General features: G+C 37.5%; 13 protein-coding genes. All 13 read left to right on the forward strand.

The window, feature by feature from the left end; translation table 11 throughout:
* Positions 1-42 precede the first annotated feature (42 nt).
* Complete coding sequence (locus GTH24_RS14520; RefSeq protein ID WP_164526567.1) at positions 43-561, forward strand: DUF3304 domain-containing protein; 519 nt, start codon at positions 43-45, stop codon at positions 559-561.
* Complete coding sequence (locus GTH24_RS14525; protein ID WP_164526568.1) at positions 552-1,070, forward strand: DUF3304 domain-containing protein; 519 nt, start codon at positions 552-554, stop codon at positions 1,068-1,070. The genes GTH24_RS14520 and GTH24_RS14525 overlap by 10 nt, the downstream gene beginning before the upstream one ends.
* The gene (locus GTH24_RS14530) at positions 1,061-3,583 is read left to right on the forward strand and encodes a T6SS phospholipase effector Tle1-like catalytic domain-containing protein (RefSeq protein ID WP_164526569.1); all 2,523 of its coding nucleotides are present in this window, start codon (positions 1,061-1,063) and stop codon (positions 3,581-3,583) included. Before GTH24_RS14525 ends, GTH24_RS14530 begins: the two co-directional genes overlap by 10 nt.
* Before the next feature lie 84 nt (positions 3,584-3,667).
* On the forward strand, positions 3,668-6,067 hold the full coding sequence (locus GTH24_RS14535; RefSeq protein ID WP_164526570.1) for a type VI secretion system Vgr family protein: 2,400 nt from the start codon (positions 3,668-3,670) through the stop codon (positions 6,065-6,067).
* Positions 6,060-6,842, forward strand: coding sequence for a DUF4123 domain-containing protein (locus GTH24_RS14540; RefSeq protein ID WP_164526571.1), 783 nt, complete (start codon positions 6,060-6,062; stop codon positions 6,840-6,842). The genes GTH24_RS14535 and GTH24_RS14540 overlap by 8 nt, the downstream gene beginning before the upstream one ends.
* Before the next feature lie 48 nt (positions 6,843-6,890).
* The gene (locus tag GTH24_RS14545) at positions 6,891-7,148 is read left to right on the forward strand and encodes a PAAR domain-containing protein (protein WP_164526572.1); all 258 of its coding nucleotides are present in this window, start codon (positions 6,891-6,893) and stop codon (positions 7,146-7,148) included.
* 50 nt (positions 7,149-7,198) lie between these two features.
* Complete coding sequence (locus GTH24_RS14550; protein ID WP_164526573.1) at positions 7,199-7,723, forward strand: DUF3304 domain-containing protein; 525 nt, start codon at positions 7,199-7,201, stop codon at positions 7,721-7,723.
* Positions 7,708-8,259: a DUF3304 domain-containing protein gene (locus GTH24_RS14555; protein ID WP_164526574.1), complete on the forward strand. Its 552-nt coding sequence runs from the start codon at positions 7,708-7,710 to the stop codon at positions 8,257-8,259. Before GTH24_RS14550 ends, GTH24_RS14555 begins: the two co-directional genes overlap by 16 nt.
* The gene (locus GTH24_RS14560; protein ID WP_072071149.1) at positions 8,244-8,789 is read left to right on the forward strand and encodes a DUF3304 domain-containing protein; all 546 of its coding nucleotides are present in this window, start codon (positions 8,244-8,246) and stop codon (positions 8,787-8,789) included. Before GTH24_RS14555 ends, GTH24_RS14560 begins: the two co-directional genes overlap by 16 nt.
* Positions 8,774-11,128 carry a T6SS phospholipase effector Tle1-like catalytic domain-containing protein gene (locus GTH24_RS14565; protein WP_072071150.1) on the forward strand — a complete coding sequence of 785 codons (2,355 nt, stop codon included), beginning with the start codon at positions 8,774-8,776 and terminating at the stop codon, positions 11,126-11,128. The genes GTH24_RS14560 and GTH24_RS14565 overlap by 16 nt, the downstream gene beginning before the upstream one ends.
* 59 nt (positions 11,129-11,187) lie before the next feature.
* Positions 11,188-12,321 carry a hypothetical protein gene (locus GTH24_RS14570; protein WP_072071151.1) on the forward strand — a complete coding sequence of 378 codons (1,134 nt, stop codon included), beginning with the start codon at positions 11,188-11,190 and terminating at the stop codon, positions 12,319-12,321.
* Positions 12,308-15,664: an ImcF-related family protein gene (locus GTH24_RS14575; RefSeq protein WP_164526575.1), complete on the forward strand. Its 3,357-nt coding sequence runs from the start codon at positions 12,308-12,310 to the stop codon at positions 15,662-15,664. Before GTH24_RS14570 ends, GTH24_RS14575 begins: the two co-directional genes overlap by 14 nt.
* Positions 15,665-15,709: 45 nt before the next feature.
* Positions 15,710-17,329: a type VI secretion system protein TssA gene (tssA, locus tag GTH24_RS14580; RefSeq protein ID WP_115350726.1), complete on the forward strand. Its 1,620-nt coding sequence runs from the start codon at positions 15,710-15,712 to the stop codon at positions 17,327-17,329.
* Positions 17,330-17,348 lie beyond the last annotated feature (19 nt).

Genomic DNA, 17,348 nt, shown 5'->3' on the forward strand with positions numbered 1-17,348 from the left:
CATTGATTAATGCATATTATTAAGGAATAGAGAAATCTAAGTATGCCTATAAAATTAACCCGTAAAAAACTTGCATGTATTGGGATAGTCATTGCTCTTATTGCGATTTATTTACTCTTTATCCATAAACCCAAAGTGGAATATCTGGCTGGGAATTTACACGGATTTAACCACGTGAAAGGCACCTCCGTAAATTGGTTTAAAGTTAATGGTTATTATGGGCAAGGTGCGGCAGGAACTTGTTGCATTATGGTACCTGCCAAGTGGACGCCTAATCAATGGGTCAACGTGGAATGGGAAGTCGATCCGAATGCATATCCTACAGATTCACCGGGTGTGACAGATCCCAAATTTGATGCTTATATGAAAAAACACGAAGCCAATTATCGTCACTATCAAAAAATGGTTGAAATCCCTGAATATGACGAGCCATGCAGTGTGAAAGTCCATTTTCTTCCCTGCCAAGAAGTCAAGATCACCCTGTCTTGTTATTCTCCTTGGCTTCCCGAATACCCAATAAAAGAACCATTGGGAATGGAAGAGCCTGAAATATGTCCATAAAATTAACCCGCAAAAAACTCGTGTTTGTTGGGATAATCATTGCTCTTCTTGCTGTCTATTTTCTCTTTATCCATAAACCCAAAGTGGAATATCTGGCTGGGAATTTACACGGATTTAACCACGTGAAAGGCACCTCCGTAAATTGGTTTAAAGTTAATGGCTATTATGGGCAAGGTGCGGCAGGAACTTGTTGCATTATGGTGCCGAGAAAATGGACACCTAATCAAACCGTTTTAGTGGAATGGGAAGTCGATCCCGATGCATACCCTACAGATATACCCGGTGTAGCCGATCCTAACTTTAGGGCTTATATGGACAAACACAAAGCCAATTATCGCCATTACAGTAAAGTCGTTGACATTCCCGAGTATGACGAGCCTTGCAGTATGGATGTCCATTTTCTCCCTTGTCAGGAAGTAAAAATTACTCTTTCTTGTCATGCGACTAATCACCCTGACTATCCCATTAAAGAGCCTAGCTTTATGGAGGAGCCTGCAGTATGTCCATAAAAATACTCACTGATAAACAACTCCATTTTGCGCTTATCCATGCCATCAAAGCGAATTTAAACGATCAACATGCAACCAAAGGTGATCCCTGCTGGGCTCCTCCAAACTTTCCCGAACAAGGACGTTTAACACTGAACTCTCAGCAAGTCAGAGAGAATATTAAAAAAATTGAATTAGAAGAGAATAAGCATAAACATTACGCCACTGAAAAAGGCACAACCCAATGTTGTAAAAGCTTACATGTTAGCTTCTTTTTTGATGGCACCAATAACAATAATAAAAATGATACAGATGATGCAAAACCACCACACCCCACTAATGTGGCAAAACTTTATCATGCCTGTGCACCTAATGATTACCAAGCTAAACAAAAAGGATTTTATGCTTACTATATGCCAGGTGTTGGCACCCCTTTTCCTGAAATTAAAACTTACGAGTATTACAGTTCAGGGTTAACTTACGCAACGGGCGGTCAAGCCCGTATTAGTTGGGCACTTATTCAAATATATAATACTCTATTTCATGCCGTAACAGGCCATGAGCTTACTTTAGCTAAAATGCGTATATTATTGCTAAAGATGAGCAATTCGAATAGTCATAATCCAGCCAATATTTTATTAGAACAATTTAGAGCCATCAGAAATAAAATTATAAAAAAGAAGCCTAAACTGGTCGCTCTAAAATTATATATTTATGGTTTTTCTCGAGGTGCAGCAGAAGCAAGAACATTTGTGTATTGGTTAGATAAATTTCTTATTTATCTATATACACAAGCTCCTCCATTAAGACCTTTAATGTTTCCTAAAGGGACTATCTATGGTATTCCCGTTTCAGTTGAATTTTTAGGCATTTTTGATACCGTGCCTGCCGTTGGTTTAGCCAATGTTATGCCTATGTTTACTGGTCATAATGGCTGGGCAAATGGCACTCAACAACTCCCCAAATCAGATTTAATTAAAAACTGTTATCATTTTGTAGCTGCTCATGAACAACGCCAATCCTTTGCTGTTGATTCAATACGTACACCTGAAGGTAACTATCCCTCTAATACCATAGAAGTAATTTACCCCGGAATGCACTCTGATATAGGTGGCGGTTATCCATCTGGAGACCAAGGTAAAGCAAGGGCAGGCCATAAAGAGCTTATATCTCAAATTGCTTTACATGATATGTACGCTACTGCAATAGATGCAGGAGCTCCTTTAGCGTTAAGTGAAGAGTTTTTTTCATTATTACCTAAAGAAAAACAGGAAAAGTATATATTTAGATTAATGAAACAATCTTCATTAAAGGAATTTGAAATATCAAAATCATTAATTGATAAATACAATATATGGCGAGAACAGACCCTTCCTGAAATAACAATAAAAAAAGAAGATAATAATATAAAGTCGTATATACCTAACCGCTTTATCACCGCTGATATTGAAAGTGTTATTGAATGCCAGCTTATTTTAATCACCGCTTGGCGTATTGGGCGTTATGCTTCATCCAAAGATTCAGAAATGAATCTTACAAAACAAGACTTTTTTAAAAATGCACCACAACATGCAGATATAAAAGCACAACCCTATGAGCCGGAATTTAGTAAACAGGCCAGTAGTGCATTAGCAAAAGAGTATTCAGATATAGAGAGTAAAAGTACCAAAATCCGTAAAAATAGAGAAAAAGAACAAAGTAAACAAACTGATGTTGATAATTGGCAACCTTCGCCTGAAAATATAGGCCCTCCTTTATTTGATGCAACTAATGCAAGAGGCCAATTTTGGGAAGCTTCTTTAGAATTTAAAGCAGATTATAATGATTTACCTCGTCCTTCACCTTTAATTCAATTTACACTTCGCACAGAAAAAGCTTGCCAAGGAATTGATTACTATCATTCTATAGATAATCCATATTATAAACCAGATACAACCTGTGACTCGTTACCTGAAAATACTTTACCTATAGGTGTTGTAGGTCAATCGCTCTTTTTACAAAATTTAGATGGTACAATAGAAGAATATGTACATGTAATTACTTATCAAGATGAACATTATGAATATTTAAGCCTAATAGAAAAAAGTAAATATATATATTCTATATTAAAGCCTGTTTTAATTAAAAATAATCGTGACTCTTATTTAGGAGAAATAATTGATCTATTAGACAACCATATACATGATTCGAGAGCTTGGTTTATGCATTCTGAAAGTGGGCTTCGCGAGCCTTTCGGCGGTTATTTTTTATCTCGCATGATCTATTTTGGTGATAAATGGAGCAAGTCTATGCGAATTTTATCAGCTGATGAATTTACTTATCGAGATAAAAACAACAAAAAATATATAAAACTCGATTATTTACCTACCTATGGTTTAAGTTTAATTAATAAGAAAATAGAGAGTAGAATAAAAGACGACAAATCAATTCAGACTAATCAAGTTACAAAAATAATAAATAAACTTAATGAAATAAAAAAAGATAAAAATACACAAAAAATATCCAATTCATTAAACCGCTATATTAATAATTAATATCATCTAATAACTCTTTCACAAGGATAAACACCGAAAGTTTGTTAATAATAAACAAACGGGATGTGTTTATATAATTCAGCTATGAACTTAAAAAAAACAACTCAGACTCTACTTAATGGACAAAATCGCTATCATCTTAATGTACAAGGTTGTGATGTTTTATTTGATGTAGAACACTTCACAGGACGCGAAGCAATAAGTGATACTTACCATTATCAAATTACCTTTACTTGCCAAGCTCAAGACTTACAACCACAACAAATCTTGCGTCGTAGTGCAACCCTATCCTTTACACCGCCAATTAACAGTATTACCGATTTGGCAACGCAAGAGCCTATCACCAAGCAAGTTCACGGTGTTGTCACCCAATTTCGGCGTTTATCTGGATCTGTGGATGAAGCGCGTTATCAACTCGTGATTGAGCCTGTTTTTGCATTATTACGCCATCAAATCCGTACACATCGTTTCTTCCTCAACCAGTCGGTGCCCGATGTTGTCAGCCAAATTTTACGTGAGCATAATTTAAAAGATTGGGAGTTTGAATTTACACTGAAAAATGAATATCCCAAACGTGAGCAAATCAACCAATATCATGAAAGTGATCGCCAATTTATTGAACGATTATTGAGCGAAGTCGGTATTTTTTATTCGTTCTATTTGCAAGACCAAACACAAACCGAAGTGATCCGTTTTGCCGATCGCCAAAGTGCTTATACCTTTGATAAAACTCTGCCTTTAAATAGCCCATCAGGTATGAATGATAATCACCAAGAAAGCGTATGGGGGTTATCATTACATCATCAAGTGGTTGAACAAAATGTATTCACCAAAGACTATAACCACCGCCAATCACAAGACACCTTGATTTCAGCAGTAACGGATATGACCCGTGGTGAAGGGGATGATATTCACTATGGTGAAGTTTATCATTACCAAGCAAGACACCTTACTCGTGGTGATAAAATCACACCAGAAGCCGAAACCGCAAACTTTTGGGCTCGGCTTGATCATGAACGTTTTCTAACTCGACAAACTCGCTTAAAAGGCGAAAGTAATGCAGATTTTTTATCACCGGTACAAGTGCTTTCCATCACTGACAGCACAATACCTTCATCATTACCCTCAGTGTTTCAGTCACCCATTTTAATTACCCGCGTACGCTTTAGTGGTGGCCGAGAAAAAGCACTACAAGTACGATTTAATGCAACTCCTTATAGTGAAACACTTTGTTGGCGCCCTATTGTTAAGCCTCGCCCCATTATTACAGGCACACTGACTGCACGCATTACTAGCGCAAAAGATAACGATATTTACGCACACCAAAATGAACACGGCTTTTATTGGGTAAAATTTGATGCCGACCGTGATGAAAAACCCATGGGTTATGAAAGTATGCCAGTACGTTTGGCAAAACCTTATGCAGGTGATACCTATGGGATGCATTTTCCGTTAATTCAAGGGACTGAAGTCGCTATCGCCTTTCATGAGGGTGACCCAGACAGACCTTATATCGCCCATGCATTGCATGATTCGCGCCATCCCGACCATGTAACGGATAGAAACAACACTCGTAATGTTATTCGTACTCCGGCTAATAATAAGCTACGTATGGAGGATAAACGCGGGCAAGAACATATCAAACTCAGTACCGAATACGGAGGTAAATCTCAATTAAGCTTAGGTCATATTGTCGATGCCAATCGTGATAAACGTGGCGAAGGCTTTGAGTTACGCACTGATAGTTGGGGAGCAATAAGAGCGGGTAAAGGATTATTTATTAGTGCAGATAATCAAGCCAAAGCCGGTGGTGAAGTGCTGGCAATGGAACCTGCAATATCGTTAATAAAAGGTGCAATAAGTCAACTAGATGATTGCAGAGAAATTACTCAAGCACACCACAATCTCCAACCAGAAAAAGAAGAGTTAGATAATCTTTTAAAAAATACTGATAAACTAGCATCCCCTTCTATTCTAATGCATGCACCAGAAGGAATAGGCATTGTTACCAATGAAACATTACTTATGCAAAGTGTTGAAGCACTCTATGCTCAAACGAAAGGTGAAATGCACTTATCTAGTACAGAGAATATAGCTGTCAATGCTTATAAAAAAATTTCGATGCTATCTCAAAAAGAAGGAATACGCATTGTCTCAGGAAAAGGGCCTTTTGAATTAGAATCGCATGGCGATATCTTTGAAGCGACAGCACTTAAAGATATTACCGTTCAATCAACTCAAGGTCATATTCAATTAACTGCTAAAAATGGAATTACTTTAGGTTGTGGCGGTGGATATATAAAAATAATGCCTGATGGGCAAATTGAAATCCACTCACCAAGCCGATTAAGTCTAAAAGGACAACATATTTGGAGTGAGCCGGCGAGTGAAGATTTTCCATTACCTGACCTTCCTCAATCTGTTTGTAAAGAGTGTTTAAAGAAAGCACAAGAAAATGCTATGGGAGTCGCCATTCGTGAATAATACATTGAAAGCCCCCTCAAAAGAAATAACAACGCAGTGGATAAATCAATTAAAATTGATCTCGGAAAAAACGCATCTAGATTATATTGATATTATTATTGATCAAGCGGGGATAGAGAACCCTATTGTTCCAGCGTTAATCAAAATGGATAATGATATTAGATGGTTTTCTCTTTTCACTAATATGCCAGAAGAAGGTTTTTTGGAACAAGCCCCCCTGCTTATTCGTATTGAATGGAATAAAAGTACACACTTAATTTTGTTAGAAGAGTTGTTTGAATTACTTTATTCAGAGCCTAGATTATTAATAACATCATCCCCTCTTTCATTTAATATGTTATCTACTTTTTTGCTTTCTCTTGCAGAAGTAGAATGGGGATTTAAATCTTGTTTACTTCGTTTTTATGATACACGAGTATTTCCAACATTAATAAAAGATATTCTTACATCTGAACAACAAAAAAGGTTTACTGATATTACATTTATTTGGGGCTGGCTAGATAGAGATAATGATATGAGTTGGTTATTAGGTAGCTATCACCCAGAAATTGAGGATAAGTCTTTCTCAATAATACAATTTAACGATGAACAAATTAATAAAATTGGCTGTATTAGTGATGCTGAAGAACTAAGGTCATATTCTGAATTTAATAACACATCAATAACTCAAGAAGAAAACTTTAATCGCTTATATCACCTTGCTATTCAAGCTAATAACAGCGATTACTTAGGCACTACAGAGGAATATATTCGCAAACACTCTTTTAATAATTAAATTATTCATATTACTATTTTTTAAATTCATACTTAGATAGAACATAAAATGAAAAAAATAATTAGAGTTGGAGATACCTTAAATCCTTATGGTGGAAAAGTGATGACCGGAAGCTACTTAGCATATGGGAAACCTGTCGCTTGTATTGGTGATACTGTTATTTGTAATAAACATGGTAAAAATAAAATTATTGAAGGAGCAACAAACTCAATAATAAATAAAAAATCAATTGCATTAGATGGACATCATTGCGCTTGTGGCTGTACTTTAGTAAGTTCCCTTTCTGATATAAATATTAAATCATAAACTAATTATTTATATTTCATCATTATTTTATAATAAATAAAGTAGGTAATATGATTAAATTAAAACTAATATTATTAATTCTAGCCTATTCCTTTTTCCTTTCTGGTTGCGCCAATGCGGGCTCTTGGGGGGCAAAACCGAAAAACCCGATGTTAGGGGCCGGGCTTCAAGGCTATAACCACACTCAATACAGTATTACCGCGTTTTCAATTAATGAAGGTTACGGCAGCATTGGTGGCACCGTCTGTTGTGTAATGATCCCCGAAAAATGGCGCCCTAATTTAATCGCACATATAAAGTGGGAAAAACTCGATAAAAGTAAAATATCTCAAGCTCCTAAATTTAGCCAAGTCGAAGCCTATAACCGCTGGGAAAAAGAATTAGACCGTTATACGACTTATCACGAAGCCTGGGTGCCGATCCCGCAATATGACGAACCATGTAGCGTTAAAGTCCATTTTTTGCCTTGCGACGAAGTCAAAATCACCACGTCTTGCAAAGGATATGGCCATCCTGAATACCCGATTAATGAGCCTCATAATTTGAAGGAGCCCGCCGTATGTCCCCAAAAATAACCTTTTGGCGAATTTTCCCCAAGCTTGTCTCACTCTTAATTATCTCTTTTTTCCTTTCTGGTTGCGCCAATGCGGGCTCTTGGGGGGCAAAACCAAAAAACCCGATGTTAGGGGCCGGGCTTCAAGGCTATAACCACACTCAATACAGTATTACCGCGTTTTCAATTAATGAAGGTTACGGCAGCATTGGTGGCACCGTCTGTTGTGTGATGATCCCCGAAAAATGGCGCCCTAATTTAATCGCACATATTCAATGGAATAAAGTAGATAAAAATAATTTACCCTTCCCGGCACCTAACTTTAACGAAGTAGAAGCCTATCGTCAGTGGAAGCAAAAGCTACACGATAATACCTCAAGCCACGAAGCCTGGGTGCCTATTCCACAATATGATAAAGAAGTGTGTGGTGTCGATGTCCACTTTTTACCTTGTAATGAGGTGAAAATTACCACCTCTTGCTATAGCTATGGTGATCCTGAATACCCAATCACTGAACCAATGAAAATGAAGGAGCCCGCAGTATGTCCCCAAAAATAACCTTTTGGCGAATTTTCCCCAAGCTTGTCTCACTCTTAATTATCTCTTTTTTCCTTTCTGGTTGCGCCAATGCGGGCTCTTGGGGGGCAAAACCGAAAAACCCGATGTTAGGGGCCGGGCTTCAAGGCTATAACCACACTCAATACAGTATTACCGCGTTTTCAATTAATGAAGGTTACGGCAGCATTGGTGGCACCGTCTGTTGTGTGATGATCCCCGAAAAATGGCGCCCTAATTTAATCGCCCATATAAAGTGGGAAAAACTCGATAAAAGTAAAATATCTCAAGCTCCTAAATTTAGCCAAGTCGAAGCCTATAACCGCTGGGAAAAAGAATTAGACCGTTATACGACTTATCACGAAGCCTGGGTGCCGATCCCGCAATATGACGAACCATGTAGCGTTAAAGTGCATTTTTTACCTTGTAATGAGGTGAAAATCACCACGTCCTGTTATAGCTATCACGATCCCGAATACCCAATCACTGAACCAATGAAAATGAAGGAGCCCGCTGTATGTTTGAAGAAATAAAAGCAGAACCAGTTTGGGTGCCTAATCATTTCCCAGATGATGGGCGACTAGAACTAACGCAACAACAAATAGAGAATAACTACAAAACACGAGAAGAAGAGAAACGAAATCATAATTCCAGCCTTGCTGGCGTAAAAAATAACTGCTGTCGTAATTTACATATTAGTTTCTTTTTCGATGGCACCAATAATAACCGCAAAGCGGATATGGCGGCTGAACCTAAAACCGCCACCAATATTACGCGATTATTTGAAGTTACTAACGAAGACTCTGAAGATAAAGCTAAAAAAGATAGAGAATATTTTAAATATTATATGCCCGGAGTTGGTACCGCCTTTCCTGAAATAGCAGAATATAACTTCACTACTACGGGTTTAAAATATGCTACGGGGGGTGAGAACCGTATTAATTGGGCATTATTAATGTTAGCCAATACATTAATCATTGCTTCAAATCAAAAAGAATTAGTAACGTCTGAATTACGTACTCACTTAAAAGATATGGCAACCCCAACATATCTTCCTATTAGCGGTAAAGGTCGTCGCCGTGCCGTTATCCATTCTTTAATTAATAAAAAAGAGATTATTGAAGGGTTGCAACTTAAACCTAAAACATTAACGATCAAACTTTATGTTTATGGTTTCTCTCGTGGTGCGGCGGAAGCAAGAGCCTTTATTAATTGGGTGACGCAATTATTTGATACCCCAGAAGGAGCCGATAAACCTGTTCAAACATTATGCGGTATTGACGTAAAAGTCGAATTTATTGGTATTTTAGATACTGTCCCTTCTGTGGGTATAGTGCACTTAGCACCTTTCTTTTCGGGTCATATGGATTGGGCAAATGGCACTCAACAACTCCCCAGTGAAAAAGTTTTTCCTAACTTTATTAAGTGCTGTCGCCATTTTGTTTCTGCTCATGAGCAACGTTTTTGTTTTCCATTAGACACAATAAGACGTCCTTATGTTTGGGATAATGAAGATAATAAACATGGTTATTATCCTAAAGTATCTGATATTGAAGAAGTGGTTTACCCAGGTGTTCACTCCGATGTTGGTGGGGGATATCTGGTAGGCGATCAGGGTAAGGCATTTGAAGACCCTTCCATGTTAGTTTCACAAATCGTCTTACATGATCTCTATCTTTCAGCATTTCAAGCAGGCTCCCCCCTTAATGTAACGGTTCAATCTCCATTAACAATTTCAAAAAAGAATATGAGTGAACCTGTAGAGCCGAAAATACTTAGTTTATTCAAAATCAACCCAACCCTAATTCAGCGCTTTAATGCATGGCGAAAAATTACATTGGGGTTACCACCCGTGGCTACTACTAATTTCTCAGGAAGCTTCAATGCTTGCCGTGCAAATACAACATTAGAAAAAGTCGTCGAAAAACAAATGGCATGGATGACGGCTTGGCGTATTGATAGATATGCCGATATGAATCTTTTTAATCAAGATTTTTATAAAAATGCATTACAACATAAAACTGAACAGATCAAAGAAGATAAAGAAACATGGGAAACTACTAAAGGTGATATAAAAAAAGCACAAAACGAAAAAATAAAAAATGGTACAGACACCATTTTACCAAGCGATCTTGCAGGACCTCCGCATTATGAACCCATGCTAGGCAAAACACAATTGAGAGAAGGCGCTGAAGAATTTAAAGCGGACTATTATGATGAACGAAGAGAAGTCCGAAATTGGAAACAATTTTCTGTCGATAATTTACTAACGAATATAATGTGCTTATTAAATACTGATGATGAAAAAGCTGAATATTTTTATATGAAAAAAAGTGGTGATGATATTTATAAAAAAGGTGATGGATTTCCTCTATTTAAAGAAAACAATACGCCAGATCCCGAGGAATTATTAACAAGAGATTTATTTGATAACCAATTTCATGATTCTCGTGCTTGGTTTATGCATGATGCATTACAATCTAGAGAACCTTGGGCAAGCTATTTTAGCTATCGAATGATTTATGCAGGTAGCGAAACTAATAAATTTTTATCCCCTGTTGCAATTGCCGGAAAAATCATTGGTGTTGCCACATTTATTGGCGGTATGGCGTATGTAGTTAAACAAAAGAATATTAAAAATGCATTAGGTGCTTTTGCCGGCACATTAGGCGTTATGTCAATGGAATATGAAGTGGTAAATGCGGTAACTGGATTAGCATTACCTATTAATCCAGAGGATGTTAAACCGACTAAAAATGCAGGGCCTGTACAATCAATTGCTGTAGCCCAATCAGTTATTGAGCAAACACAAGGTGTTATTAATAGTTTGACTCAAGTTATTGATACAAAAAAAATCTTACAGATTGCTTAAATTATTATTAACAATCCTATTTATTTAAATTCGGTCTTTAAAAAATCAGGAGATTTTTCGTGAGATACCCTCCGCGTTACCCTGAATTTTCACAAGATAAACCAATAAATTGGAAAAAGTTATTAAAATGGATGCTTATCCTTATTGGTTTATCTTTATTTTTTACCAATGTTGTTTCATCAAACAGTAAAGTAGAAAATAAATATTTTATTTTAATATCCAGCATTTTCATTCCCATTTTTGTTTCATCATTTTTATTTTTAATTTATCTTTTTTTAAAAACATTAAATAATCACAACAATAACTTATTTAAAAAACAATTCGATGATGATAATAAAAAATGGTGGTTATACCATAGTGCTTCAATCCCCATAAAAGACGCAATTATTATCGGCTCTCTTGGTGAGAATCAACATAAATGGCATCAAGTTTTAAAAATTAGACCTGTTTCACCACTTCCTATAATAGAAGATGGTCAAGAACGCATCCCTTGCTCTGCACTTATTGGAGATAAAAAAAACAGAGAAGAAATGATGGCTAAATTACTAGCAGATCATTTTATAAATGGAGAAAAAAACAACATTAACAATATTAAAATAGATAGTATTTATTGGAAAGGAAGTCAACGTAGTCTAAATAAATTTATTGAACACCTAAAAGAAAATCATATATCGCCACCATTAAAAACCACATTTATTAATTCAATAAATTCTTTAGATATCATTATTGATAACTACTATCTTTATTATAAACCTGAGCATTACAACCTTGTTGGCGGTTCTAATATTTTTGATGATATCAATGAAGGTAAATTAAGTGAAACCGGTTTTTTATGGACAATATTTCCTGATAAAGAAGCCTATAATTTACATCGTTGTGAAATATCAAATAGTGAAAGCAATAATGAATTATCCTCTCAAATTATTAAATATTCAGGAATGGAGAAATTACCAGAGATAAATATATCGATTAATACTCAGGCATCTTATGCTTTTTTATCAACACCGCTCTATTCTGCCGATAATATCGTACAAGATTACTTCGGTGATAGTACTTACTCATCACCATTTATTGCTATTTCATTTGCTGTTCTACACTGTATGGATAATGATATTAATAGCTGTGGATGGATTTCTGGGTATTATAATAATCAATATATAGCAGGGGTTATTCTCAAAGATGAAAATCAATGATAAGCTTTCTTCAACTCGGGATTTATTTATTATTTATACTGTTATTCTTACAATATTCCTTTTTACATTATCTATAGTTTATTATCTTTTTGGTAATGACATATTCAAAACAAGTTATTTACCTAAAGAAATTGTATTTTTTACTTTTTCCAGTTGGATGGTTTTATTATTAGCTTTTCCATTTTTTATTTATGGATGGAAAAAAGTTATTCCATTACTCAGTAGACCTTTCTTATATAATACAAAAACATTACCAGAAATAAACAAAAAAAATAATTCATTTATTGATGATATATTTAAACAATATGGTCATCGTAATTCAAAAAATTTAATACGCATACTCCTTATCGGCACACCCCTTTCTGTCGAAAAACACACCCCTAACCTAACAACAGATATCTGGCAAGAAAACAATGGGACATTGCTTATTTATGGTGGCGATATCAATCAAAGTATGGATGAAAAATTAATTCAAGACTTAAAACAGCTGCGTCGCCGTCGCCCACTAGATGCGGTAGTTTGGGTCTCTGAAAATACCTTATCGCAACAACCGCTGGCTCAATCAACTTTTAATCACCTAACGCCAACCAATACAGACACCGCAAGCCGTTATTTCCACCAGCTCTTTCGTCAATTACGCTGGCAAGCGCCTATTTGGCTTTGGAATATCAGTAATAATGGAGATATGACCACGGAAGAGGCACCAACAGTACTTTACTCTGCACCATTAAATGCCACTTCAGAAATACTCTCAAACGATATGAATAAGCTGTTACCTGCTCTTATTGAGCAAGGCACACACGCTGTATTACACAATCAAGCACACACTTATTTATTGGCTTTAGCCCGCTTTTTACAGCATGAAGGCGGTGAAAAACTCGCCAATAACTTAGCACCACTTCTATCGGGTTATCGCCCGCTACCGTTTGCTGGCATGCTCTTTAGTACACCCACTTACAATAACGTGTCTGCAACTTCATCACAAAATAATCAATGGATTTTAAATCACCATTGGAAAGCACTCCTCACGGCAAATTCACAGCTACCCTATCCATTAAAAGCCTCACCGTTAGGTTTAAATTCAAAACGTATTTTGCAATATACGGTTGCAACCGCCATGACGCTGTGGGGCATTGGTATGGTGGTCTCTTACTTTATGAATCGCCAATTAATTACCCAAAGCCAACAACAAGCGCAGTTGGCAACAGACAATCATCAATCTGAATTTGCCCGTTTGCAGGCACAATATGGCTTACAACAAACCTTGGGGTTATTGAGTTATCGAGAACAGACTGCGGTGCCATTTTGGTTACGCTTTGGCTTAAGTAACAACACTCAATTGCTCAGTCATTTATGGCCGGTTTATAGCCAAGCGATGTTGCCATTATTACGTGATTCGACCCAACAACGTCTCGAAAATCATCTTCACGCATTTATACAGTATCCCCCTGAAAGCGCTGAACGAATTGAAGGCGCTCAATCTGCTTATCAAACACTGAAAGCCTATTTGATGATGAGTGATCCGTCCCGTATTGATCCGGCTTTCTTCACTGAAAGGGCATTGAATATCTGGCCTGAATATCACGGATTAAAAGGCGGTGAATGGCAAACATTAGGCACAGAACTATTCACTTTCTATGCTTCTCAGTTACCGTATCACGATGAGTGGAAAATCAAGCCTAATCGCACTTTAGTTGCCGGAAGCCGTACTATTCTTATTCGTCAAATTGGTCAACGTAATGGCGAGTCTGCGCTTTACCAAAACATCTTACAACAAGCACAGCACAACTTTGCGGATATGACCTTGGATGATATGACGGGGGATACCGATGTCAGTTTCTTATTAAGCTCAACAGAAACGATACCCGGTATTTTTACTCGTAAAGCCTGGGAAGACTCTATTGAGCCGGCGATTAAAAAAGCCGTTTATGAAAGACGAGAAGAAATAGATTGGGTATTAAGTGACACACAAAAAGAGGCTGATATTGATATCTCACCGGAAAAATTGCAACAAAACCTGACTGAACGCTATTTTAATGATTTTTCAGGCAGTTGGTTAAGCTTTCTCAATGGATTACAGTGGCGAGAAACACAAAGCCTCTCCGATACGATTGATCAACTCACATTAATGAGTGATGTCAGACAATCCCCCATTATTGCATTGATGAATACACTCTCTTATCAAGGTAAAACTGGTCGTCAGCAAGAAAAGCTAGCAGACTCTTTTGTGAATTCTGCCAAAGATCTATTAAACAAAGAACAGCAACCGGTTATTAGTCAAAAGGCGGAATTCACAGGACCACTTGAGCCTGTTTTTGCACCAATACTGGCTTTTACTGATCCGCAATCTTCCGCACAAAACAGCGATACATTGAGCTTACAAGCCTATCTCACACGTGTAACGCGAGTGCGCTTAAAACTCCAGCAAGTAGTGAATGCGCCCGATCCCCAAGCGATGTCTCAAGCCTTAGCCCGAAGTGTTTTTGAAGGGAAAACGGTCGATTTATCCGAAACACAAGATTATGGCAGCTTAATCGCAGCAAGCTTTGGGCAAGAATGGAGTGGCTTTGGACAAACACTGCTTGTGCAGCCGATGTCTCAAGCATGGCAACAGTTATTAGCGCCGACCTCACAAGGTATCAATACCCAATGGCGAAATGCCGTTGTGAATGATTGGAATAGGGCATTTGGGGGGCGTTATCCCCTCAAAAATACACAAAGTGAAATCTCATTACCTTTAATGGCGCAATATCTACGCCCTGATAATGGCCGTATCCAACGCTTCCTTGAAACCCACCTTAACGGTGTTTTACATAAAGAAGGTACACACTGGGTACCCGATACCACCAATGCCCAAGGCTTAACCTTTAACCCTGAGTTCTTAAAAGCCTTAGATAAATTAAGCTACTTAGGGGATGTGGTTTTTGCGAATGGTGAAGCACGCCTTTATTTTGAATTACGTCCGGGTACATCACCCAACATTATGCAAACCCACTTAATGATAGATAAACAGTCCCTTATCTATGAAAACCAACAACCGCAATGGCAACGCTTTGTTTGGCCAGCGGATACTGTCGCCTCTGGTGCATCACTCAGTTGGATCACCACCAATACCGGTACACGTATTTATGGCGATTATCGTGGCGTCTGGGGCATTATTCGTTTATTGGAAGATGCCAACATAGCCCCTTATGCCGGCAGCACCAGCAGTTATTCTGTTAATTGGAAAACCTTAAATGGACAATCCCTCAATTACACTTTAAGGACAGAAATGGGCGATGGTCCCATCGCACTCTTGCAACTACGCAATTTTGTTTTACCTGAAAAGATCTTTTTGGATTAAATAAAAATCACATTCCCTACTATCTTAAAAGGAAATACGCTCACTATGTCCTTATTGGATACCTTAATTTCATCATGCTTTGCTGATGATACAAACAAAGTGCAACAACTTGCTCAACAACAAATCGCTTTATGGGATCGTTGGCTATTACCCATTACGCCTAATCAACCTGTAGGTGATGATCCCTGCTATGAAGATGACTTTGAACGCATGAAAGAAGAAGTCAATAAACTCTCTGGTGCCGATACTGAACTAATTTGCTTACTTGCTGAAAATTTACTGCTCAACGCCTGTAAAGATGTGCGCGTTGTAACTTATTATATTTGGGCTCGCTTGCACAAAGAAGGTGAACATGGATTTGCGGATTCGTTGGGACTTTTGGCTGGATTGCTCACTCGCTATCACGACACGTTATTACCTAGCCGAGCCACCAGTAGAAAATCAGCCTTAGAGTGGTTATCAGGACAACGTGTTTTAGATAGCTTATCGCTTTATCCCGAAGTCGATCATAATGAATTTTCTCGTATTATCGCGCTATTAGCGATAATTGAAACAGAACTTACAACATGGAATGAAGCTGAACGACCTCAACTTGCTGGATTACATCAAGCACTCGAAAAACGTCTTGCTCAATCAGGTGGTACAAACAGCGTTGTACCTCAAAATATTAGCCGAACTGAATCGACTTACAACAATTCATCTGCTCCTTTAATTTCACAAAGTACACCAATCGAGACAATACAATCTGGTCGCGAATTATTAGATCAATCCAAAGTGCTTGCTAACTACTTACGAAATCAACCTAGTGGCTGGTTAGCAGGACATAGATTAATGAAAGTAGTGAGATGGGATACGCTTCATCAACTTCCACCACAAGATCAACAAGGGTGTACTCGCCTTTCCCCTCCAAGAACGGATGCAAGAGCCCAACTTAAACGCCTCTATTTACAACAAAGTTGGGGAGAACTTGCAGAACAAGCTGACAAGCTTTTTGCTGAAGGAGTTAACCATTTTTGGTTAGATGTGCAATGGTATTTATATCAGGCACTCAGCAAATCTTCAGCCCCTTGGAATGCATGGTCTGATGTTATAAAAAACGATTTAAAACAATTTCTTACCCGCCTTCCTGATTTAGAAAAACTGTCATGGGAAGATGGTACTCCCTTTGCTGATGAAGTAACCTTAAGTTGGATAAAACAACATGTTATGGAAGAGAATTTTGATGCCATACAGGGATTATCGTGTTCATCATCTCACCAATCCGAAGACGAGCCTATATTGGCACTAGAGCCTGAAGCCATGACTCAAGCAGACAATGAAGGCATTGAGGTTGCCTTAAAATGGCTACAACATCGTCCTGATATCAACACTCCAAGACAAAAATGGCTATTAAGCCTCGTTATGGCAAGAGTAGCAGAACAATTTGCTCGCCAGGATCTGGCATTAAATTTATTACGAGAACTCGATAAAAAAGCGCTTTCGATGCCATTAACACAATGGGAGCCTTACTATATTTTTGAAATAAAAGCACGACAACTTCACCTTTATAGAGCCAAAATTCAACGTAATACTTCAGATAAAAACCGCATTGAACAACAAATGGAACTGTTACTCAGTGAATTAACGGCTATCGATCCTGTACGCTCTTCAATTTTATATTCTTAATATTTTACTCAACAAATCA

Source organism: Proteus vulgaris (assembly GCF_011045815.1).
Classification (GTDB): domain Bacteria; phylum Pseudomonadota; class Gammaproteobacteria; order Enterobacterales; family Enterobacteriaceae; genus Proteus; species Proteus vulgaris_B.

What these genes read in the sequence shown, in the direction of transcription:
- GTH24_RS14535 (WP_164526570.1), top strand. Translation starts at nt 3,668, where the DNA reads ATGAACTTAAAAAAAACAACTCAGACTCTACTTAATGGACAAAATCGC.
- GTH24_RS14545 (WP_164526572.1), top strand. Translation starts at nt 6,891, where the DNA reads ATGAAAAAAATAATTAGAGTTGGAGATACCTTAAATCCTTATGGTGGA.
- GTH24_RS14555 (WP_164526574.1), top strand. Translation starts at nt 7,708, where the DNA reads ATGTCCCCAAAAATAACCTTTTGGCGAATTTTCCCCAAGCTTGTCTCA.
- GTH24_RS14520 (WP_164526567.1), top strand. Translation starts at nt 43, where the DNA reads ATGCCTATAAAATTAACCCGTAAAAAACTTGCATGTATTGGGATAGTC.
- GTH24_RS14565 (WP_072071150.1), top strand. Translation starts at nt 8,774, where the DNA reads ATGTTTGAAGAAATAAAAGCAGAACCAGTTTGGGTGCCTAATCATTTC.
- GTH24_RS14550 (WP_164526573.1), top strand. Translation starts at nt 7,199, where the DNA reads ATGATTAAATTAAAACTAATATTATTAATTCTAGCCTATTCCTTTTTC.
- GTH24_RS14525 (WP_164526568.1), top strand. Translation starts at nt 552, where the DNA reads ATGTCCATAAAATTAACCCGCAAAAAACTCGTGTTTGTTGGGATAATC.
- tssA (WP_115350726.1), top strand. Translation starts at nt 15,710, where the DNA reads ATGTCCTTATTGGATACCTTAATTTCATCATGCTTTGCTGATGATACA.
- GTH24_RS14560 (WP_072071149.1), top strand. Translation starts at nt 8,244, where the DNA reads ATGTCCCCAAAAATAACCTTTTGGCGAATTTTCCCCAAGCTTGTCTCA.
- GTH24_RS14530 (WP_164526569.1), top strand. Translation starts at nt 1,061, where the DNA reads ATGTCCATAAAAATACTCACTGATAAACAACTCCATTTTGCGCTTATC.
- GTH24_RS14575 (WP_164526575.1), top strand. Translation starts at nt 12,308, where the DNA reads ATGAAAATCAATGATAAGCTTTCTTCAACTCGGGATTTATTTATTATT.